General features: G+C 72.3%; 24 protein-coding genes and 1 pseudogene. 14 read left to right on the top strand and 11 right to left on the bottom strand.

Annotated features, from left to right (window positions below):
* The first annotated feature begins 103 nt into the window (after positions 1 to 103).
* Positions 104 to 1,099: a small ribosomal subunit Rsm22 family protein gene (locus ACIA6T_RS21640; protein WP_399448091.1), complete on the top strand. Its 996-nt coding sequence runs from the start codon at positions 104 to 106 to the stop codon at positions 1,097 to 1,099.
* On the opposite strand, the gene ACIA6T_RS21635 is transcribed toward ACIA6T_RS21640, so the two are convergent.
* Positions 1,042 to 1,299 carry a DUF6243 family protein gene (locus ACIA6T_RS21635; RefSeq protein WP_399448090.1) on the bottom strand — a complete coding sequence of 86 codons (258 nt, stop codon included), beginning with the start codon at positions 1,297 to 1,299 and terminating at the stop codon, positions 1,042 to 1,044. The two genes, ACIA6T_RS21640 and ACIA6T_RS21635, sit on opposite strands and share 58 nt — an antisense overlap.
* Before the next feature lie 99 nt (positions 1,300 to 1,398).
* On the opposite strand from ACIA6T_RS21635, the gene ACIA6T_RS21630 reads away from it, so the two are divergent.
* Positions 1,399 to 2,016, top strand: a complete 618-nt coding sequence (locus tag ACIA6T_RS21630) for a TetR/AcrR family transcriptional regulator (RefSeq protein ID WP_399448089.1) — start codon at positions 1,399 to 1,401, stop codon at positions 2,014 to 2,016.
* Between the two features lie 38 nt (positions 2,017 to 2,054).
* Here ACIA6T_RS21630 and ACIA6T_RS21625 read toward each other — a convergent pair whose 3' ends face one another.
* A complete protein-coding gene (locus ACIA6T_RS21625) occupies positions 2,055 to 2,921 on the bottom strand; it encodes a glycerophosphodiester phosphodiesterase (protein ID WP_399448088.1) in 867 nt (288 codons plus the stop codon).
* A 195-nt stretch (positions 2,922 to 3,116) separates the two neighbouring features.
* Between ACIA6T_RS21625 and ACIA6T_RS21620 the strand changes: the two genes are divergently transcribed.
* Positions 3,117 to 3,860, top strand: a complete 744-nt coding sequence (locus tag ACIA6T_RS21620) for a bifunctional DNA primase/polymerase (protein WP_399448087.1) — start codon at positions 3,117 to 3,119, stop codon at positions 3,858 to 3,860.
* A gap of 48 nt (positions 3,861 to 3,908) precedes the next feature.
* Here ACIA6T_RS21620 and ACIA6T_RS21615 read toward each other — a convergent pair whose 3' ends face one another.
* On the bottom strand, positions 3,909 to 4,802 hold the full coding sequence (locus tag ACIA6T_RS21615) for a hypothetical protein (protein WP_399448128.1): 894 nt from the start codon (positions 4,800 to 4,802) through the stop codon (positions 3,909 to 3,911).
* Positions 4,786 to 4,990, bottom strand: a pseudogene (locus ACIA6T_RS21610) (hypothetical protein); the annotation flags it as partial. The pseudogene ACIA6T_RS21610 and the gene ACIA6T_RS21615, both read right to left, overlap by 17 nt.
* A gap of 90 nt (positions 4,991 to 5,080) precedes the next feature.
* On the opposite strand from ACIA6T_RS21610, the gene ACIA6T_RS21605 reads away from it, so the two are divergent.
* The 5 genes from ACIA6T_RS21605 to ACIA6T_RS21585 all read left to right on the top strand — a co-directional run bounded on the left by ACIA6T_RS21605 (position 5,081) and on the right by ACIA6T_RS21585 (position 7,919).
* On the top strand, positions 5,081 to 5,473 hold the full coding sequence (locus ACIA6T_RS21605) for a DUF5959 family protein (RefSeq protein ID WP_399448086.1): 393 nt from the start codon (positions 5,081 to 5,083) through the stop codon (positions 5,471 to 5,473).
* Positions 5,474 to 5,558: 85 nt separating this feature from the next.
* Positions 5,559 to 5,840, top strand: a complete 282-nt coding sequence (locus ACIA6T_RS21600; RefSeq protein WP_399448085.1) for a hypothetical protein — start codon at positions 5,559 to 5,561, stop codon at positions 5,838 to 5,840.
* A 184-nt stretch (positions 5,841 to 6,024) separates the two neighbouring features.
* Positions 6,025 to 6,333, top strand: coding sequence for a DUF3349 domain-containing protein (locus tag ACIA6T_RS21595; RefSeq protein WP_399448084.1), 309 nt, complete (start codon positions 6,025 to 6,027; stop codon positions 6,331 to 6,333).
* A gap of 103 nt (positions 6,334 to 6,436) precedes the next feature.
* Positions 6,437 to 7,081, top strand: coding sequence for a PhzF family phenazine biosynthesis protein (locus ACIA6T_RS21590; RefSeq protein ID WP_399448083.1), 645 nt, complete (start codon positions 6,437 to 6,439; stop codon positions 7,079 to 7,081).
* 97 nt (positions 7,082 to 7,178) lie between these two features.
* Positions 7,179 to 7,919 carry a Type 1 glutamine amidotransferase-like domain-containing protein gene (locus ACIA6T_RS21585; protein WP_399448082.1) on the top strand — a complete coding sequence of 247 codons (741 nt, stop codon included), beginning with the start codon at positions 7,179 to 7,181 and terminating at the stop codon, positions 7,917 to 7,919.
* A 22-nt stretch (positions 7,920 to 7,941) separates the two neighbouring features.
* Here ACIA6T_RS21585 and ACIA6T_RS21580 read toward each other — a convergent pair whose 3' ends face one another.
* Positions 7,942 to 8,589: a heme oxygenase (biliverdin-producing) gene (locus tag ACIA6T_RS21580; RefSeq protein ID WP_399448081.1), complete on the bottom strand. Its 648-nt coding sequence runs from the start codon at positions 8,587 to 8,589 to the stop codon at positions 7,942 to 7,944.
* Between the two features lie 233 nt (positions 8,590 to 8,822).
* Between ACIA6T_RS21580 and ACIA6T_RS21575 the strand changes: the two genes are divergently transcribed.
* Both ACIA6T_RS21575 and ACIA6T_RS21570 read left to right on the top strand, forming a co-directional pair.
* Positions 8,823 to 9,116 (top strand): DUF6247 family protein, encoded by a 294-nt coding sequence (locus ACIA6T_RS21575; protein WP_399448080.1) that lies wholly within the window; start codon positions 8,823 to 8,825, stop codon positions 9,114 to 9,116.
* A complete protein-coding gene (locus tag ACIA6T_RS21570) occupies positions 9,113 to 9,415 on the top strand; it encodes a hypothetical protein (RefSeq protein ID WP_399448079.1) in 303 nt (100 codons plus the stop codon). Before ACIA6T_RS21575 ends, ACIA6T_RS21570 begins: the two co-directional genes overlap by 4 nt.
* Before the next feature lie 75 nt (positions 9,416 to 9,490).
* Here the strand turns inward: ACIA6T_RS21570 and map are convergent, their stop codons facing one another.
* On the bottom strand, positions 9,491 to 10,348 hold the full coding sequence (gene map / locus ACIA6T_RS21565) for a type I methionyl aminopeptidase (protein WP_399448078.1): 858 nt from the start codon (positions 10,346 to 10,348) through the stop codon (positions 9,491 to 9,493).
* Between the two features lie 77 nt (positions 10,349 to 10,425).
* Here map and ACIA6T_RS21560 point away from each other — a divergent pair, with 77 nt between their 5' ends.
* Positions 10,426 to 10,656 carry a hypothetical protein gene (locus tag ACIA6T_RS21560; protein WP_399448077.1) on the top strand — a complete coding sequence of 77 codons (231 nt, stop codon included), beginning with the start codon at positions 10,426 to 10,428 and terminating at the stop codon, positions 10,654 to 10,656.
* A 43-nt stretch (positions 10,657 to 10,699) separates the two neighbouring features.
* Here the strand turns inward: ACIA6T_RS21560 and ACIA6T_RS21555 are convergent, their stop codons facing one another.
* Complete coding sequence (locus tag ACIA6T_RS21555) at positions 10,700 to 11,335, bottom strand: hypothetical protein (RefSeq protein WP_399448076.1); 636 nt, start codon at positions 11,333 to 11,335, stop codon at positions 10,700 to 10,702.
* Positions 11,336 to 11,475: 140 nt separating this feature from the next.
* Here ACIA6T_RS21555 and npdG point away from each other — a divergent pair, with 140 nt between their 5' ends.
* Positions 11,476 to 12,201, top strand: a complete 726-nt coding sequence (gene npdG, locus ACIA6T_RS21550) for an NADPH-dependent F420 reductase (RefSeq protein WP_399448075.1) — start codon at positions 11,476 to 11,478, stop codon at positions 12,199 to 12,201.
* Between the two features lie 66 nt (positions 12,202 to 12,267).
* Positions 12,268 to 12,462, top strand: a complete 195-nt coding sequence (locus ACIA6T_RS21545; protein WP_399448074.1) for a hypothetical protein — start codon at positions 12,268 to 12,270, stop codon at positions 12,460 to 12,462.
* Here ACIA6T_RS21545 and ACIA6T_RS21540 read toward each other — a convergent pair.
* Complete coding sequence (locus tag ACIA6T_RS21540) at positions 12,452 to 13,252, bottom strand: site-2 protease family protein (RefSeq protein ID WP_399448073.1); 801 nt, start codon at positions 13,250 to 13,252, stop codon at positions 12,452 to 12,454. The genes ACIA6T_RS21545 and ACIA6T_RS21540 overlap by 11 nt on opposite strands.
* Before the next feature lie 376 nt (positions 13,253 to 13,628).
* Between ACIA6T_RS21540 and ACIA6T_RS21535 the strand changes: the two genes are divergently transcribed.
* Positions 13,629 to 16,910 carry a BTAD domain-containing putative transcriptional regulator gene (locus tag ACIA6T_RS21535; RefSeq protein ID WP_399448072.1) on the top strand — a complete coding sequence of 1,094 codons (3,282 nt, stop codon included), beginning with the start codon at positions 13,629 to 13,631 and terminating at the stop codon, positions 16,908 to 16,910.
* Here the strand turns inward: ACIA6T_RS21535 and ACIA6T_RS21530 are convergent, their stop codons facing one another.
* From ACIA6T_RS21530 to panB, 3 genes are all read right to left on the bottom strand, one after another.
* On the bottom strand, positions 16,911 to 17,735 hold the full coding sequence (locus tag ACIA6T_RS21530; protein WP_399448071.1) for an ABC transporter permease: 825 nt from the start codon (positions 17,733 to 17,735) through the stop codon (positions 16,911 to 16,913). It lies immediately after the preceding gene.
* Positions 17,732 to 18,760, bottom strand: a complete 1,029-nt coding sequence (locus ACIA6T_RS21525; RefSeq protein ID WP_399448070.1) for an ATP-binding cassette domain-containing protein — start codon at positions 18,758 to 18,760, stop codon at positions 17,732 to 17,734. The genes ACIA6T_RS21530 and ACIA6T_RS21525 overlap by 4 nt, the downstream gene beginning before the upstream one ends.
* Positions 18,761 to 18,999: 239 nt before the next feature.
* Entirely contained in the window at positions 19,000 to 19,878 is an 879-nt protein-coding gene (gene panB, locus ACIA6T_RS21520) for a 3-methyl-2-oxobutanoate hydroxymethyltransferase (protein WP_399448069.1), read from the bottom strand.
* Positions 19,879 to 20,039: the final 161 nt, after the last annotated feature.

Here is a 20,039-nt window from a genome sequence, read left to right as displayed (position 1 = left end):
CCTGCGAGCGGTGCTCTCGATGTGAGCGGCGCTTCCGCATGTGAGCAGTGCTTCCGCAAGCGAGCGGTGCTCCGTCCCCTTCTCGTCCTCGTAGAATCGCCGGGTGAACGCCCCCGCTCCGCTGCCCACCGCCGACACCCTCCGTACCGCCCTCGCCGGGCTGCTCGGCGGGATTCCGGCGCGGCAGGCCGCGCAGGCCGTCGAGCGGCTGATCGCCAATTACCGGGGCGCGACCCCGACCGAGGCGCCGATTCTGCGGGACCGGGCGGACGTGGCCGCGTACGCCGCCTACCGGATGCCCGCGACCTTCGAGGCGGTGCGGTCCGCGCTGGAGGCGTTCGCGGACGCCGTGCCCGGGTGGGTGCCCGGTGACCACGTGGACGTCGGCGGCGGCACCGGTGCGGCGGCCTGGGCGGTGAGCGCGACCTGGGACGGGCGGCGCCCCGTGACCGTCCTCGACTGGGCCGAGCCCGCCCTCGCCCTGGGCCGGGAACTCGCCGCCGCCAACCCCGCCCTGCGCGACACCCGCTGGCACCGCTCTCGTATCGGATCGGCGCTCACTATCGAGAGCACTGATCTCGTCACCGTCTCGTACGTCCTCAACGAGCTCACCGCCCCCGACCGCGCCGCCCTCGTCGACGCCGCCGCCCACGCCGCGCGGGCCGTCGTGATCGTCGAACCCGGCACCCCCGACGGCTACGCCCGCGTCATCGAGGCCCGCGACCGCCTGATCTCCGCCGGCTTCCACGTCGCCGCCCCCTGCCCGCACAGCGCCGCCTGCCCCATCGCCCCCGGCACGGACTGGTGCCACTTCTCCGCGCGGGTCAGCCGTTCCTCCCTGCACCGCCAGATCAAGGGCGGTTCCCTCGCCTACGAGGACGAGAAGTTCAGCTACGTCGCCGCCACCCGTCTCCCGGTCGCCCCGGCCCCGGCCCGCGTCGTCCGCAAGCCGCAGATCCGCAAGGGCCAGGTCCTCCTCGACCTGTGCGAGAAGGACCCGGCCCTGCGCCGCACCACCGTCACCAAACGCCACGGCGACCTCTACCGGGCGGCCCGTGACACCGACTGGGGCGACCCCTGGCCGCCCGCCGGCGCCTGACCCGGCGCCTGACCCGGCGCCGCGCCGCCCTCCTCCTCCCGCTGCTCCTGCAGCTTGCGCAGCAGTTCCCGCTTCTGGGCCCGGGGATCGGCCCCGCCCCTGATCCGGCCCCCGCGTCCGCCCCCGCGCAGGGCCTTGCGGCCCAGGTGCTGCCGGGTGCCGCCGACGCCCAGCATGTTTCCGGCTCCACCTCGGGTCATGACACTCTCCTCTCACCAGAACGAGACGTATCGTCTCGCTTTCGGGTGTCTCCACTGTCCGGCGAGACGCACCGTCTTGTCAACTGGTAAATTCGACCCATGTCCGCGAACCAGTCCGCCCCCGACGCCAACCGCCGCAGCGAGCGCTCCCGGCGGGCCATCTACGACGCCGCCCTCGCCCTGGTCGCCGAGATCGGCTACCCGAAGACCACCATCGAGGGCATCGCCGCCCGCGCCGGCGTCGGCAAGCAGACCATCTACCGATGGTGGTCGTCGAAGGCGGACGTACTCCTGGAAGCCTTCCTCGACATGGGCGAGCAGGCCGCACAGGCCGCCGGCCAGGCCCCGTACGCCTTCCCGGACACGGGTGACCTCGCCGCCGACCTCAAGCACGTCCTGCGTGCCACGGTCGACGAACTGCGCGACCCCGCCTTCGAGGCCCCTTCTCGCGCCCTGGCCGCCGAGGGCGTCGTCAACGAGGAACTCGGCCGCGAGTTCGTCACCAGGCTGCTGGAACCCCAGCTCCAGCTCTACGTCGACCGCCTGCGCTCCGCCCAGGACGCCGGGGACGTCCGCCCCGACGTCGACCCGCGCATCGCCCTGGAACTCTTCGTCTCCCCCCTCGCCCAGCGCTGGCTCCAGTACACGGCCCCGATCACCTACGACTACACCGACACCCTCGTCGACTACGCCCTCAACGGCATCGCGCCCCGCTGACCGCCCCGGACCGCCCCGGACCGGGGCGGCCGGTGCCCTCACCGCCCCAGCACCGCGCTCACCCTCCCCGGCACCCGCGCCGGATGCCGGGCCAGCCGCCCCGGCACGTCCGTGATGATGCCGTTGCAGCCCAGGGCCAGGGCGCGGTCGCGCTGGCTCGGGGTGACGACCGTGTGGGCCCACACCCGGGGGATGCCGGAGCGCACCGCGCGCCGCAGATCGACGTCCCGCGCCCTGACGTCGACGTCGAGCAGATCGACGTAGGAGCGCCACCGCCCGGGCCGGTCGGTGCGCAGCTGGCGGGCCGAGCGCCACAGCTGGGTCAGCAGCCCCAGGCGGTGGACGCGGCGGGCGACCCCGGGGTCGTTGGTGTTCACGAACACCGAGCGGGTCAGCCCGCGGGCGCGGATCAGCGCGGCCAGCCGCTCCACACCGCGCGGATCCTTCGCCTCCAGCATCAGCACGATCCGCCCGCCGAACCGGTCCAGCACCTCGGCGACCGTCGGCGGCCGCTCCGAGCGCCAGCTCCCCGGCAGCCGGTCGCGCGGACGCAGCCGTACGCCCCGCCACTCCCCGGCGTCGAGGCCGCGCACCTCGCCGCCCAGGAAGGTCGTGCGGTTCAGGGTCGCGTCGTGGAAGACCACCGGCGTGCCGTCCCGCAGCACCCGCGTGTCGAAGTCCAGCACCTGCGCCGTGCCGCGCCGGAACGCCGCCATCAGCCCCGACATGCTGTTCTCCGGCACCTCGCGCGCCCCGCCCCGATGGGCGACGTACGGGATGCGCGGCAGCGAGTCCGCCGTCAGCGGCCCGCCGCCCCACTCCAGCGGCCCCGGAGGGCCCGTGAGGGCCAGCGCGACCACGGAAGCCACGGCCGCCAGGCCCGTCGACGCGACACTTGTGACCATGACGACCACGGTAGGTCCGTGGATCACCGCAGACCGCCCGACGACACCCGAACCGGTGTACGCGCCCGCACCGCGCGTGTACCTTTCACCACCCCTCGTCCCACCTGCGCCGATTGTGCGCTCCGGCCCCCCGGCGCGCACGATCGTGGGACCATGGGGCATGCTGTTGGGCACGACGGCGAGGCGAGGGGATAGATGAGCGCGGAGTTCGGCGGCCGGACCGGCCGACAGGGCAGGCTCTCCCAGTGGCTGCGCGGACGCCGCCCGAACCCGGAGCAGGCCGCCGACGAGGGCGGCCGTGAGGACCTGCTGCTCGCCGCCGCCGGAGCGGGACTGCCGCTCGCGCCCGCCGCCCACCCCGCCGCCGGCTACGGCTGCTCCTGCGACCGTGTGGGCTGTCCCACCCCCGCCCGGCACCCGGTGTCGTTCGCCTGGCAGACGCAGTCCACCACCGACCGCGCCCAGATCGAGCGCTGGGCCCGCCACCAGCCGCAGGCCAACTTCATCACCGCCACCGGCATGGTGCACGACGTCCTCGACGTCCCCTTCGACGCCGGCCGCGAGGCGCTCACCCGCCTCCTCGACGCCGGTGTCGAGGTCGGTCCCGTCGCCGAGAGCGACGACGGCCGCCTGCTGTTCTTCACCCTCACCCGCGGCACCCCCGAGGACGAGGACGAGTGGTGGCCGTGCGAGCTGGACTGCCACCCGGAGACCATGGACGAGCACCCCGGCCTGCGCTGGCACTGCCGCGGCTCCTACGTCCTCGTCCCGCCCGCCCGCCTCCCCGGCGGCGACGGCCGGTCGGTGCGCTGGGTACGCGGCCCCGAGCATCCGCTCCCGGACCCGCTGAGCCTGCTGGAGGTCCTCACCGACTCCTGCGCCCGCCACGCCGACGAACAGCCCGACCACGCGGCCACGGCCTGGCCCCTGCGCCACTGACCCGGGCCGGGGACCCACTCGCCCTGCGCCGCTGACCCGGGCCGGGGCCTACTCGCCCTGCGCCGACGTCAGCCCCTGGATCCGCCCCAGCACCTCCACCGCACCGTCGCCGGCCGGATCCAGCACCACCTCGTTGGAGATGAACTCCATCGTCAGCGACTGCCGTATCTCCCCGGTCGTCAGCGCCAGCACGTCCTTGTTCGGCGTCGGCACCGACGCCCCGGCCGCCGCGGTCTGCTTCTCGAAGTGGCGCGTGGTGAAGAACACCAGCGCCCCGCCGTCCTTCGTGCGCAGCGCCAGCGGCGCGTAGTCGCCGTTCGTCATCGGCTCGTCGATGTACTGCGTGGCCAGCCCCGGCCGCGACGACTTCTTCCCGCGCTGCGCCCGCCACGCGCTGGTGTACGGGCCCTCGGCGAAGGCGTTCCCGCCGTCCTTCAGATACGTGGTGTAGCTCTTGCTCAACTCGCCCGGCGCCACCGCCAGTTCCGCCGAGTTCGCGGGTACGGCCTCGGCCCACCCGTCCTTGTCGGTCCTGAACTCCGGTATGTCGTCCGGGGCGACCAGTGTCAGATACGCCGCTTCCCAGGTCTCGTCCAGCCCGTTCCGGGTGAACACCAGCAGCCAGCGCGACTCGCCGCCCTTGTTGCCGGTCGCGTCGGCGAGGAACCAGCGCGGCCAGCCGGCCTTCTTGGGGATGGTGAACTTCGCGTCCGTCAGCTCCAGCGGCGTGTGCGAGGCGTTGCCCTCCGGGCTGTTGACCTGCCCGGCCTTCAGCCGCGCCCCGTCGATGTCGGCGAGGGCACCGGTGGTGTGGTCGGCGTCCAGGGAACTGTCGTACGCCTTGTCGGCCTCGTTGTACGCGGCCGTGAACTCCTCCAGTGCCTCGGCGGCTTCGGCGCGGGTGGTGGCCGGGAGCACCTCGCGCTCACCGTGCACCACCACACAGCCGCTCGCCGTGACCGACAGAGCGACCACGAGCACCCACCTGTCGAGTCCGCGGAGCCCACGAGAGCCGAGATCCCTGCTCATCCGGTTCCCCTCACCTTCCCCTTCCCGGAGGCGAACCCTACCGGGGCGCGGAACGGCGCGAGCGCCGGGACCGGAACCAGCGGCCACACCGTGACCCGGAGGCCGGCCGTCAGCGCCGGGCCGGGCCGGACGACGAGCCGAGGTGAGCCGGCACCTGTAAAATCCAGCGAACAGGGCAAGGGGGGGCGGGTGTGTTTCCGTTCGAGCTCGTACGGCTGACCGATTTCGAGAACGAAGTCAGGATCGTTGTGCGGTCATCCGTGGATGGCGCCTTCTGGGAAGCGGAGATCGGGATCACCAGCCTGTTCGTCAAGGGCAGCACTCTCCTCGTCCTCTCCCGATCCAAGCTGGATGCCTGGGGCCAGGCTCTGGAGGCGCTGTCCCTGGGGCAGGACGTCACATGGATGCAGTCGGATCGCGGCCCCACGATGAGCGTCCGGCTCGAAGGCGAACGGGACTGCCCGGAGGTTGTCGTGGAGGACGAATCCATCTCCATGGTGACCGTCCGCGTCCCGATCGCCCTGGAAGAGGGGTGGATCGCCGATCATCAAGCGCGCCTCCGCCGCTTCGTCGAAAACCTGTGACAGTCGGAGGCGGCGGTGGTCTTGGGGGCGGGGCTGCCGGGCCGTTGGGCACGCGAGGTGGACAAGTGCGGTTCGAGGGGTGGCTGTGAGGCGTTTCTCCGTACAAGGGCGCGACTACTTCGCACTCGTCGTCCTGAGCGACCACAACGACTTCGATGCCATGGAAGTGGTGGAGTGGGTCGAGGGCGCACCCGGTGGGACACTGCTCGAATTCCGTATGGACGACACCTCGGCACGGCTGAGTTCCATCCGGCCGGACATCGACATCACCCTGCTCAGGGCGGCGGTGGACATCTTCCGCGAGGAGTTCTTCGAACCCAGATGGGCTTCAGGGGCTCCCTGCCCTCCCTGGGGAGAAGCGCCGTGAGACGGTTCGGACCTCGGCACGTCCAGGCGCTCGCGGGCGAACGCCGTTTCCCGGACGACCGGTCGGAGCGGCGCTGCCCGGCCTGCGGTGCGGTGGCGGTCCGCGAGGGCGCTCCGGCACATGGAGCAGGTTTCCATGCCGTCGCCCACCCGCCCCTCTCATGGATAGGAGGCTGATCGGACCTGTGAAGGGTGTGGAGCCGTCCGGAAACATCCCGGAGGAGTTGCACGAGGTCGTGCGGCAGCTCCGGCTCGTCTTCCCGTCCGGTATGGACGAGCACGACGACTACCTGCCGCTGCTGGTGGTCCTCGACCCGCTGCTCTCCGACGAACACCTGGGCGTGGTCGTCGAGGCGGCGTTCGGTATCGATCGTCACCTCGTACGCAACCAGGCAGCGGCGGCCCTCTCCGTCAAGGCCCCCGCGCCGGAGGTCGTCGAGCGGTTGCGCACGCGTATGACCGCGGCCGGCTGGAGCATCGTCGACGACGAGTAGCCGCCGCACCAGGCGTCTGCCGGGTGCCCGGGACAGGGCGAACACTCCTGGTCTGCCACCGCCTGGGACGACCTCGCCGTTCGCGCGGTGCTTGAATGCCCTCGTGACTGACTACGACGTGCTGCGTGTCTTCTGCGGACCTCGCGGCGGGTACGGCAATGAACTCGGTGTCGTGCGCGAGGGTTCGGTGATGCCCGAGCCGGAGGACCGGCAGGAGTTCGCCGCGAAGCTCGGGTTCAGCGAGACCGTGTTCGTCGACGACCCCGAGCGCGGGGTGATCGACATCTACACCCCCACCCTGCGCCTGCCCTTCGCCGGCCATCCCTGCGTCGGTGCGGCCTGGCTGCTCGACGTACCCGAACTGGTCGTCCCCGCCGGGGTGGTGGGCGCCCGGCAGGACGGGGAGTTCTGCTGGATCGAGGCGCGGGCGGAGTGGGCGCCGCCGCGCACCCTGCGCCAGTACGCGAACGCCGCCGAGGTCGACGCCCTGTCCGTGCCGCCGAAGGGGGAGTGGATCTACGCCTGGGCCTGGCTGGACGAGCCGGCCGGCCGCATCCGGGCCCGCGCCTTCCCCGGCCGCGACGACGGCATCGACGAGGACGAGGCGACGGGCGCCGCGGCCCTCCTCCTCACCGACCGCCTGGGCCGCGCCCTGAACATCACCCAGGGCACGGGCTCCCAGATCCTCACCGCCCCCCAGCCCGAGGGCTGGACGGAGATCGGCGGCCGCGTCTACCTGGAACGCTGACCGCTCCACCGCGCGAGGAAGGCGCCCCGTGCGTCCCGTCCGCGGGGGAACCCGGGGCGGCCGAGCCCGCCGGCACACCATCGATACGATCATCGCCATGACGGCATCGGAACCGACCATCCTCGCGACCTCCGGCGGACATCGCGTCGGGGGGCGGACCAGGGTCGTGTTCGACGCCCTGGTGCACCACGCGGTCGACCTCTCCGGGGTGCACGGCCGACGCCCGCGCATCATGTACGTCGGCACCGCCATCGGGGACGCCGAGCACTTCACGGCCCGGATGACCGAGGCCGCGCGGGTGGCGGGATTCGACCTGACGCCGCTGCACCTGTTCCCCATGCCCAATGTCGACGACGTCGAGGGCGCGGTCCTCGACCAGGACGTGGTCTGGGTCATGGGGGGCTCGGTGGTCAATCTGCTGGCGGTGTGGAGAGCGCACGGCCTGGACCGCGTCCTGCACCGCGCCTGGCAGGCCGGCGTCGTGCTGAGCGGGGTCAGCGCGGGTTCCCTGTGCTGGTTCCGGGGAGGCGCGACCGACTCGTTCGGGCCGGAGCTGCGCCCGGTCACGGACGCGCTCGGTTTCCTGCCGTACGGCAACGGCGTGCACTACGACTCGGACGAGGGCCGGCGCCCGTTGATCCACCGGCTCGTGGCGGACGGCACCCTGCCCACCGCGCACTGCACGGACGACGGAGTCGGTCTGGTGTACCGGAGAACGGAGTTGGTGGAGGCGGTGACGGAGATCCCCGGCAAGGGCGCCTACCTGGTCGAGAACGTCGGCGGCAGGGCGGTGGAGGAGCGCATCGAACCCCGCGGGCTCGCTCCCCTCGGCCGGTGACCGGGCCGTTCGGACGGCAGGGTCACGCCGACAGCGGGAACTCCTCGCCCAGCGCCCGGAAGACGTCCGTGTTCAGGGTGAACGCCCGCTTGCACTCCGCCACGACGCGCTGCCTCTCCAGGTCGTCCACCGGGACCGCGTCCAGCAGTTCGCGGTAACCCCGCTTGAAGGCGGCCGGGTTGGATATGTCCTCGAAGACGTAGAAGCGGACGCCGTCGCCCTTCCTCGCGAAGCCCCACGTCTTCTCCGCCTTGCCGCGGATGATCTGGCCGCCGGAGAGGTCGCCCAGGTAGCGGGTGTAGTGGTGGGCGACGTAGCCGGACGGCCAGGTGCGGGCGCACTCGGCGACACGGGCCGCGTACGTCTGCGTGGCGGGGAGGGCGGTCAGCGTCGAGCGCCAGTCGGGGCCGCGCAGATGGGCCAGGTCGCGTTCCAGGGAGGGCAGGCGGAACAGTTCCGGCCGGACGAACGGGCCCGCCACCGGGTCCGACGCCAGGTCCCGCGCGCTGGACTCCAGTGCCTCGTACACGAACCACAACTGCTCGGTGTAGCGCGCGTACGCGTCCACGTCCAGCCGGCCGCCGAGCAGATCGCTCATGAACGTCGACGTCTCCGCCTCCGTGTGCTGCTCGTGGGAGGCGGTGCGGATGAGGGTCGAGAAGGAGTCCATGAATCCAGATCTTCTATGGTTAGGCTTACCTAAGTCGATATCTTGCCGACGACCTGTCGGTAACTCTCACTCTGCCATGGCAAGGGAAGGCCCGCCCTCTGGAAGGAGGGCGGGTCAAGGGGATAGGGGAGTGCTACGGCGGGGTGGGGATGGATGAATACGGCAATCCGGCTCGTGATCGATCAGGGGACGCGATAATGGCCGTAATCGCATACCCGTCCCGAGGAGACCTCATGGGTGCGCAGCGCGCCGAGACACCGCACATGCCACTGCCTCCGCTCAAGACCGTGGCCGACATCCGGGCCGCCCTGCGCGAGGGCCGCGGCTTCCCGGGCGACAAGGAGGATTTCGAGGCCGATCTCGCTCGCGCCCTCGACGCTTCCACGGCGACCGACTTGCATCAGGTCGCCGAGGTCATCAAAACGTATGCCGGAAGTATCCGTGCCTACAGTGACCCCGAGTTCGACGACGCGCTTCAGGAGGGGCTCGATCTCATCGCCGAGATCAAGAAGGGCGGGCGAGCGTGAGCCGTGCCGTTGTCGTGGTCGCGACCGCGGCAGCGAAACGCCTCCAGATGCTCGGTCCCGTTGCCCGGCAGGCGGTCGAAGAGCTGCGGCGGGAGCTGGAGGACAACCCCAAGCTCGGCATTCGGCGGGGCCCGCTGCACGACAGCGGCTCTTTGACCGTGTACCGAACCCGACTTGAACCGCGCGAGGGGACGCCGGGCCTGACCGTCGTGTACGTGTACACACCGCAGCCGCACCCGCCGGCGGTCGCGATCATGACGATCACCCCCGACGACGCGGAGAACGAGACGCCGGCCTGACGGGAGCCGTCGCGGCAAACGTGTACCGAGAAAGCCCGCCCTCCGAAGAAGGCGGGCCACAGGTCTGCGGGACGGTCACGGCAGCGTCAGGATGTCCGCGCCGGTGTCCGTCACCACCAGCGTGTGCTCGAACTGCGCCGTGCGCTTGCGGTCCTTCGTCACGACCGTCCAGCCGTCGTCCCACATGTCGTACTCGTGGGTCCCCAGCGTCAGCATCGGCTCGATGGTGAAGGTCATCCCCGGCTGGATCACCGTCGTCGCGTGCGGACTGTCGTAGTGCGGGACGATCAGGCCCGAGTGGAAGGACGAGTTGATGCCGTGGCCGGTGAAGTCACGGACCACGCCGTAGCCGAACCGCTTCGCGTACGACTCGATCACCCGGCCGATGATGTTGATCTGCCGGCCCGGCCTGACCGCCTTGATCGCACGGTTGAGGGACTCGCGGGTGCGTTCCACCAGCAGGCGGCTCTCCTCGTCCACCTCCCCGACCAGGTACGTCGCGTTGTTGTCGCCGTGCACCCCGCCGATGTACGCCGTCACGTCCAGGTTGACGATGTCGCCGTCGCGCAGCACCGTCGAGTCCGGGATGCCGTGGCAGATGACCTCGTTGACGGACGTGCACAGCGACTTGGGGAAGCCGCGGTAGCCGAGCGTCGACGGGTAGGCGCCGTGGTCGCACATGTACTCGTGCGCCACCCGGTCCAGTTCGTCCGTCGTCACGCCGGGCGCGATCAGCTTCGCGGCCTCCGCCATCGCCCGCGCGGCGATCCGGCCGGCGGTGCGCATCGCCTCGACCGTCTCGGGCGTCTGCACCTCCGGACCGGTGTACGGCGTCGGGGCGGGCTTGCCGACGTATTCGGGACGACGGATGTTCCCGGGCACGGAACGGGTGGGGGACAGCTCCCCAGGGACGAGCAGCGACTGGCCAGACATGCCGGCGAGTCTAATTCAGCGGCGACGGGGGACCATCTTCCTGGTGAGATGGCGAGACGGTGGGAGGAGAGCCGGTCATGCCCCTGTTCAAGAAGCGGACGGTCGGAAAGCCGGGCGAGTGGTACTACTGCCTGGAGCACAAGAAGGTCGAGGAGGGGCCCGACTGCCCCGCCAAGGACCGCTTCGGCCCGTACGCCGGCCGCGCCGAGGCCGAACACGCCATGGAGACGGCCCGCGAGCGCAACCTCCAGTGGGAGAACGACTCCAGGTGGCGTGACGCCCCCGCGGGCGAGCGGGGCGACGACTGACAGCGGGGGACAGCAGGAGCTTCCGCACCGGCGCGGGCCCGCGCTACCAGCGCGTCGGCGGCGGGGCCGTCAGCAGGTCGGCCAGCCGCGACAGGCGGTCCCGGAAGCGGCGGGGGCCCCGGCGGGCCGGCAGCACGTTCTCGCCGGCCGCCGCGCTGACCAGGTGCTGCACGGTGTCCAGGTCCAGCTCGGAGCCGTCGGGGACGGGCAGGACCTCGTGGGCCATCGCCGGGAGCTCCCCCTCACCGGGGCCCAGCGACAACACCGTCGCCCCGGCCCGGCGGGCGTCGCACACCCGCTCCAGGAGCGGGGCGGACACCTCCCCGGGCGTCTTCCCGGCCTCCCCGGACGTCTCCCCGGGCGCCACCACCAGCAGCGTCTCACCCCGCCGCGCCGCCTCCAGGCGCCCCAGCCCCACCGCCAGATGCGCGGGGTCCGAGGCGCGCGCGTCGTGCCGTACGAGCGTGGGGGTCAGCTCCGGGGTGCCCGACCAGGCGGCCTCGTCCGACAGGTGTGCCGCCAGATGCCACGGCTCGTACTCCGGTGTGCCCACGAGCAGCAGCCCGCCGCCGTGCGAGACCACCGACCCGCGCAGCGTCCCCGCGAAGTGCCGGGTGGCGCCCAGCCACTCCGTCCCGGCGAGCACTTCCCGCAGCAGTGCGACCCGTACCGCGTCCATGCCGCCGCATCCTTCCCCAACCACGCCTCTCCGTCCCGGTGTTCGGCCCGGATTAGCCCGAACCGGGGACACGGCCCCGGACCGCGTGACAGGGCTCACGTACACCGGGTGCGGCGCCGTCACGGACGTAGAGTCGGGCCATGACCTCCAGTGACAGTGACAGTGGCAGCGCACAGCCGCCCGCGAAGGCCCCCGCCAAGGACCCCTGGGACCTGCCCGACGTCTCCGGGCTCGTCGTCGGCGTGCTCGGCGGCACCGGACCGCAGGGCAAGGGCCTGGCCCACCGGCTCGCCAAGGCCGGCCAGAAGGTGATCATCGGCTCCCGCGCCGCCGAGCGCGCGCGGGACGCCGCCGAGGAGCTCGGGCACGGCGTCGAGGGCGCCGACAACGCCGAGACCGCCCGGCGCAGCGACATCGTGATCGTCGCCGTGCCGTGGGACGGCCACGGCAAGACGCTCGAGTCCCTGCGCGAGGAACTGGCCGGCAAACTCGTCGTGGACTGCGTCAACCCGCTCGGCTTCGACAAGCAGGGCGCCTACGCGCTGAAGCCGGAGGAGGGCAGCGCCGCCCAGCAGGCCGCCGCGCTGCTGCCGGACTCCCGGGTCACCGCCGCCTTCCACCACCTGTCCGCCGTACTGCTCCAGGACCCGGAGATCGACGAGATCGACACCGATGTGATGGTGCTCGGCGAGGTCCGGGCCGACGTCGAGATCGTGCAGGCGCTCGCCGGGCGCATCCCGGGCATGCGGGGCGTCTTCGCCGGGCGGCTGCGCAACGCCCACCAGGTGGAGTCGCTGGTCGCCAACCTGATCTCCGTCAACCGCCGCTACAAGGCACACGCCGGGCTCCGCGTGACGGACGTATGAGGCGATGGGGGACACTGGAGGCCGTAGCAGTGCCGCAGCAGTGTCCCCCGACAGGAGCCCCCAGCCATGCCCCGCCTCGCCCTCTACGCCCTCGCCGTCTGCCTCCTCGCCGTCGCCGCGGCCGTCGTCTCCTTCGTGCGGGGCAGTGTGTTCATCGGCATCGTCTGGGTGCTGCTGGCGGGACTGTCGTCCAACATGACCTGGTACTACGCGCGGCGCGGGCGGGCGGCGGCGCGGGACGGCGGGCCGGTCACGGGCTGACCGAGCAGTACCCGTCCGCCTCCCGCCAGAAGCGGAACAGGTCGTAGCCGCAGTACGTGTCGAGCTCGTCGATGCCCAGCGTCCCCAGCAGCGAGTCGATCACGTCGAAGAACGCGCCGTTCACCGACGGCACCCACAGCAGCGCGAACACGAACAGCAGACCGAACGGGGCGAACGGCTCCACCTGCCGCCGGACGTCGTACGACAGCCAGGGCTCGATCACGCCGTAGCCGTCCAGCCCCGGAACCGGCAGGAAGTTCAGGATCGCGGCCGTCACCTGGAGCAGCGCCAGGAACGCCAGCGCGAAGCGGAAGTCGGCCGGTACGCCGTCCAGCGCGCCCAGCCAGAACGGCGCCGTGCACACGATCGCGAACAGCACGTTCGTCAGCGGGCCCGCCGCCGAGATCAGGCTGTGCCGCCAGCGCCCCCGGATCCGGCCGCGCTCGATGAACACGGCACCGCCCGGCAGGCCGATCCCGCCCATGATGACGAAGACGACCGGGAGCACGATGCTCAGCAGGGCGTGCGTGTACTTCATCGGGTTCAGCGTGAGATAGCCCTTCGCGCCGACCGATATGTCGCCGCTGTGCAGGGCCGTGCGCGCGTGCGCGTACTCGTGCAGGCACAGGGAGACGATCCAGGCGGCCGTCACGAACAGGAACACGGCCACGCCCGGCTGCTCGGCGAACCCGGTCCAGGTGGCCCACCCGGTGACCGCCGTCACGGCCAGGATGCCCAGGAAGACCGGGCTGATCCTCCGGTCGCTGTGACGGGTGGCGGCGGTGGTCATGGGGCTCCTCAGACGGTCGGGCGTACGCGGGGACCGCCCGACGGTACCGGGCGCACGGTGAAAACGTCTCGCGTCGGCCGCCGGTTCCGCGCAGGGTGGGGACGACCACGCCGACCACGCCGGCCACGACGACCACGCCGACCACGCCGACCACGCCGGCCGGGCCGACTGTGCCGACCGGGCCGACTGTGCCGACCGGGCAGACCGGGCCGACCACGACGACCGGGCCGACTGTGCCGACCGCGCCGGCCACGCCGACCGCGCCGGCCACGCCGGCCACGCCGACCGCGCCGGCCACGCCGGCCACGCCGACCGCGCCGGCCACGACGGCCACGCCGACCGGGCCCCGTGACCCCTGCCGCCACCACCGGAGACAATGGACCCCGTGCGCTACCGCATCCTCGGCACCACCCAGGCACTCCGTCCCGACGGCACCGTCGTCCCCGTCGGCGGGGCGCGGCTGCGCGCCCTGCTGACCGTGCTCGCCCTGCGGACCGGGCGCACCGTGCCCGTGGGCCTGCTGGTCGACGAGGTCTGGGGGGACGCCGATCCGCCGGCCGACGCCACCGGGGCGCTCCAGGCGCTGGTGGGGCGGCTGCGCCGGACGCTCGGCGCGGACCAGATCGCCTCCGTCGACGGCGGCTACCGGCTGACCGCCGCGCCCGACGACATCGACCTGCACCGTTTCGAGCGGCTGGCCGGCGACGGCCTGCGCGCCCTCGCCGACGGCGACCCGGCGAAGGCGGCCGTCGTCCTCGACGACGCCCTCGCCCTGTGGCGCGGCCCCGCCCTCACCGGCCTGCCCGACCGCACCGCCGACGCGGCCCGCCTGCGGACCCGGCACCTGGACGCGCTGCGCGCCCGGCACACCGCCGCCCTCGCCCTCGGCGACGCCGAGCACTCCCTGCCCGAACTGACCGCGCTGTGCGACGGTCACCCCCTCGACGAACCCCTCCAGGCGCTGCGGCTGCGCGCCCTGCGCGACACGGGCCGCACCGCCGAGGCCCTGGCCGCCTACGAGGACGTACGACTCCTGCTCGCGGACCGTCTCGGCTCCGACCCCGGCACCGAACTGCGCGCACTGCACGCCGAGTTGCTGAAACCCGGGCCGGCGGCCGGAACCCGGGCCGGCGCACCGCCGGGCAACCTGCGGGCCCGGCTGACCTCGTTCGTCGGCCGGGAGGCCGACATCGAGACCATCCGCGCAGACCTCGCCGCCGCCCGCCTGGTGACCCTGCTCGGACCGGGCGGAGCCGGCAAGACCCGGCTGTCGCAGGAGGCCGCCGAGACCGTACGGCAGACCCTCCCCGACGGCGTGTGGCTCGCCGAACTCGCCCCGGTCGACGACCCCGACGCCGTCCCCGAGACCGTCCTCACCGCCGTCGGCGCCCGCGAGACCGTGCTCTACGGCGCCGGCGCCGAGAGCATACGGGCCGTCACCGACCGGCACGACGACCCGGTGGAGCGCCTCGCCGAACACTGCGGCCCGCGCCGCATGCTGCTGATCCTGGACAACTGCGAGCACGTCGTCGAGGCCGCCGCCCACCTCGTCGAGGCGCTGCTGGAACGCTGCCCCCGGCTCACCGTCCTCGCCACCAGCCGTGAACCCCTCGGTGTGCGGGGGGAGTTGCTGCGACCGGTGGAGCCGCTTCCCGAGCCGGTCGCGCTGCGCCTGCTCGCCGACCGGGGGGCCGCCGCCCGCCCCGGCTTCCGCACCGACGCCGACGACGACACCGCGGCGGCCTGCGCGGAGATCTGCCGCCGCCTCGACGGACTGCCGCTGGCCATCGAACTCGCCGCCGCCCGGCTGCGGATGCTCACCCCGCGCCAGATCGCCGACCGGCTCGACGACCGCTTCCGGCTGCTCACCTCCGGCAGCCGCACCGTCCTCCCCAGGCAGCAGACCCTGCGGGCCGTCGTCGACTGGTCCTGGGAACTGCTCGACGCGGACGAACGCGACGTACTGGGCCGCCTTTCGGTCTTCGCGGGCGGCTGCGGCCTCGCCGCCGCCGAGGCCGTCTGCGGACCGGCCGCGCTCGACGCGCTCGGCTCCCTCGTCGACAAGTCCCTGGTGGTGGCCGCCCCTTCGGGCGACGGCGAGATGCGCTACCGGCTCCTGGAGACCGTCGCCGAGTACGCCGGCGAACGCCTCGACGAGTCCGGCCGGCGCCCGGAGGCCGAGCGGGCGCACCTGACGTACTTCCGTGAGGTCGCCCGCACCACCGAGCCTATGCTGCGCGGCCCGGACCAGGTGGCCGCCATCGCGCTGCTGGAGCGGGAGTACGAGAACGTGCGCACGGCCCTGCGCCACGCCCTCGCCCTGCGCGACGAGCAGGAGGCCCTCTGCATCACCCTGTCGCTCGTCTGGTACTGGCAGATGCGCGACCTGCGCATCGAGGCCCGCAACTGGTGCACCGAGGTCATGGCCCTCGCCCCCGACCCGTTCACCGAACCCGTACGACCCGCCGTACCGCTGTGGGAGCGCTGCACCGACGCCCCGCCCCCGATGACCGGCGAACTCCTCGCCGAGGCCCGGCGCGGCGTACACCTGGCCCATCTGGCCCACATGGACACCGAACTCGACGACTGGCAGACCCCGCAGGCACAGCACAAGCTGCGTCTCGTCGGCGCGACGTACGAACCGGGCATGCCGCAGGTCTGCCGGCCGCCCGGCCTGCTCTGGATCTTCGCCGTGATGCTGACCGGCGACATGGAGCGGCTGCACCGGGTGGTCGACGCGGCGATCCGCACCTGCCGGGAGAACCCCGGATTCGCATGGGAGCTGGCCTCCAACCTCCAGCTGCGCGCCAACTTCCTGGCCAACCGCAGCGACTGGGCCGGCGACGCGCGCCGCGACGCCGACGAGGCCCTGGAGATCCACCGCCGGCTCGGCGACACCTGGGGCATCGCCGAGGCCCTCTCCGCGCGCGGCGAGGCCCTCGAACGCGCCGGCGCGTACCGGGACGCCGCCGCGGACTACGAGGCGGCGATCGAGCACGCCGGCCGTCTCGGCGCCCGTGCCCACACGGCCATCCTCACCGCCCGGCTGGGCAGCGCGCTGCTGGAGGCGGGTGAGGCGGAGCGCGGTGAGCGGCTGCTGCGCGAGGTCATCGACGACACGCGCGGCCGGCATGTCGAGGCCCTGCCCGCCGCCCGGCTCTTCCTGACCGGCTGGCTGTGCACGACCGGTCGTACGGCGGAGGCCCGGGAGCATCTGCGGGCCCTGCGCGAGGAGTTCCGCATCGCGCACTACGTCGTCTTCGACGCGTTCATCCTCGGTGCCGAGGGCTGGCTGGAGGTGGCCGACGGCAACGACGAGCAGGCCCTGGTGATCATCCGCAAGGCGATCCGGCAGGCGGGCGATCCGCTGTCCGCCGCCATGGCCCCCCACATGCGCTCGGCGTACGTCACCCTGGGCGCCCTCGCCCTCGCCGGACTCGACGGCGGACGGCACGCCCGGGACGCGGCCCGCTGCCTCGGCGCCGCCGACTCCTGGCTGCCGCCCGAGCACCACGCCGGGCAGGTGGAACGCGAGGCGCGCGCACGCGCCGAGGCGCGCGTCCGGGCGGCACTCGGCGACCCGGCGTACGACATCGCGTACGCCGAGGGCGCCGGCCTCTCCCCGGAGGAGGCCGACGCCCTGCTCGGGCCGGCGTGATCAGCTCTTCGTACGGAACTTGTGGATCGCGACCGGTGCCATCACCGCGGTGATCCCCACCGACCAGGCCAGGGTCATCCACAGGTCGTGGGCGACCGGGCCGCCCACCATCAGCCCGCGTGCGGCGTCCGCGAGCGCGGACAACGGGTTGACCTGGGTGAAGGACTCCAGCCAGCCCGGCATCGACTGGGTCGGCGCGAAGATCGACGAGCCGAACTGCAGCGGCATCAGCACCAGGAAGCCCATCGCCTGCACCGACTGCGCGTTCTTCATCACCACGCCCAGCGTGAGGAAGATCCACATCAGCGCCGAGCCGAACACCGCGGACAGTCCCACGGCGGCGAACAGTCCCGGCCAGTTGTCGATGTCGAAGCCGACGAGCACACCGACGACCATCAGGATGGCGGTGGCGATCAGCATCCGCACCATCTCGACGGAGATCTTGGCGAACAGCACCGAGCCGCGCCCGATCGGCAGCGACCGGAAGCGGTCCATGACCCCGGTGTTGAAGTCCTGGTTGAACCCGGTGCCCACCCCCTGGGCCATGTTCATGCCCATCATGGCCATCAGACCGGGCACGATGTACTGCACGTACGCCTGCTGTCCGCCGCCCAGCGACTGCCCGATGGAGCCGCCGAAGACGTACACGAACAGCAGGGTGAAGACGATCGGGAACAGCACGGCGTCGAACATCGACTCCGGGTCCTGCCGTATCCACAGCAGGTTGCGGCGCACCAGCGCCCCGGTGTGCCGCAGATGGGCGCGCAACGGGATCCGCGCGTCCGCGCGGAGGTCGGTGGTGGCGGTGGCGGTGGCGGCACTCATACGGCGACGACCTCCTCATGGGGCTCGGCGGGTACGGCGTCCTGCGGGACACCGGCGCGGTGGCCGGTGAGGGACAGGAACACCTCGTCCAGGCTGGGCAGTTCGGTGGTGATGGAGCTGAGGGTGATACCGCGCGCGGTGACCGCGCCGACCACGGCGGTCAGTTGCTCGTCACTCAGCACCGGGACGAGCACGGCACCCCGCTCGGTGTCCACGGTGGTCGTGGCGAGCCCGGTGATGCCCAGCGTGTCGAGGGCGTCCGCCAGCGGGCGCAACTGCAGCGGATCGGCCGGGCGGACCCGCAGCGTACGGCCGCCGACCTTGGCCTTCAGCTCCTCGATGCCGCCGCTCGCGATGACCTTGCCCCGGTCCACGACGGTCAGCTCGGAGGCGAGCTGCTCGGCCTCCTCCATGTACTGGGTGGTCAGCAGCACCGTCACCCCGTCCCCGACCAGCCGCTTGACCTCGTCCCACACCTCGTTGCGGGTACGGGGGTCCAGTCCCGTGGTCGGCTCGTCCAGGTACAGCACGGCCGGCCGGCCGATCATCGAGGCGGCCAGGTCGAGGCGCCGCCGCATACCGCCGGAGTAGGTGGCCGCCGGCCGGCGGGCCGCCTCGGTGAGCGAGAACCGCTCCAGCAGCTCGTCGGCGCGGGACCGCGCCTCCTTGCGGGACAGGTCGAGCAGCCGCCCGATCAGATACAGGTTCTCCCACCCCGGAAGCTTCTCGTCCACGGAGGCGTACTGCCCGGTCAGCCCGATCACCCGGCGCAGCTGCCTCGGCTGGCGCACCACGTCGTACCCCGCGACGGTGGCGTGCCCGGCGGTCGGCGTGAGCAGGGTGGACAGGATCCGTACGAGCGTGGTCTTCCCGGCCCCGTTCGGCCCGAGCACCCCCATCACGGTGCCCTCCCGCACATCCAGATCGACGCCGTCCAGCGCCTTGGTCCCGCCGTAGTGCTTGACCAGCCCCCGCACGGTGACGGCGCTCCCCGCGCCCCCCAGGTCCTTGTCGTTTCGCGTCATGCCGAGAACTGTCCCAACCCCCACCGACAAACCCCCGACATCCCACCGACAGGTCAGCCGACGGCACCGACAACTCCCGCGTGGCCACCGCAACCATCAATTGAGGCACCCCAACGGCGCGCACCACATCCGCGAGAGCGGCGCCGGTTCAGGCGCAAAAAGGTGTCGGCCCCGCCGACGGGGGAAGATCGACGGGGCCGACAGGTGGTGCGACAGTGGCTCAACAGCAGCAGAGCTGCTCAGTGCACGGAGTGCTCCTCCTGCGGGAACGTTCCGCCCACGACATCCTCGGCGAACGCCTTCACCGCCCCGCTCATGACCTCACGCAGATCGGCGTACCGCTTCACGAACTTCGGCACACGCCCCCCCGTCAGCCCCAGCATGTCGGTCCACACCAACACCTGCGCGTCCGTGTCCGGCCCGGCCCCGATCCCGACGGTCGGAATGTGCAGCACCCGGGTCACCTCGGCCGCCAGCTCCGCCGGCACCAGCTCCAGCACCACCGCGAACGCCCCCGCGTCCTGCACGGCCTTCGCGTCCCGCAGCAGCTGCTGCGCCGCCTCCTCGCCACGCCCCTGCACCCGGTACCCCATCGCGTTCACCGACTGCGGCGTCAGCCCGATGTGGGCCATCACCGGGATCCCGGACTCCACCAGCAGCTCGATCTGCCGGTGCGACCGCTCGCCGCCCTCCAGCTTCACGGCACCGACACCGGCCTCCTTCACCAGCCGGGTCGCCGAGCGCAGCGCCTGCACCGGACCCTCCTGGTAGGAGCCGAAGGGCAGGTCGCCCACGATCAGCGCGCGCGAGGTACCGCGTACGACCGCCGCCGACAGCATGGTCATCTCGTCGAGGGTGACGGGCACGGTGGTCTCGTACCCGAGGTGGCAGTTACCGGCCGAGTCACCGACGAGCACGACCGGGATGCCGGCCTCGTCGAACACGGACGCGGTCATCGCGTCGTACGCGGTGAGCATGGGCCACTTCTCGCCGCGCTCCTTGGCGGCGGCGATGTCGCGGACAGTGATACGGCGCGTGCCCTTGCCCCCGTACAGCGTCGCTCCGCCGGAGGGGGAACCGGACGTCGCCCCGGTCTGGGCAGCCGAAAGCTGCGTCATTGAACCGTCTCCCAACACGTCATCTCGAGGCGCCCTGACGGCGTCCCCGGACCACTTCCATGGTGGCACCTCGCCCCGGCGAGGGCCAGAGGACCCCCTGTGAGTTCCGCCGTGCAATATCCCGGCAAGTTCTGGGCAAAACGCTTACGATACGAGACGGT

Source organism: Streptomyces sp. NPDC051740 (assembly GCF_044453165.1).
Classification (GTDB): Bacteria; Actinomycetota; Actinomycetes; order Streptomycetales; family Streptomycetaceae; genus Streptomyces; species Streptomyces atrovirens.
The sequence above is the reverse complement of the archived record's forward strand: the minus strand, read 5'-3'. Positions and strand labels throughout refer to the sequence as shown.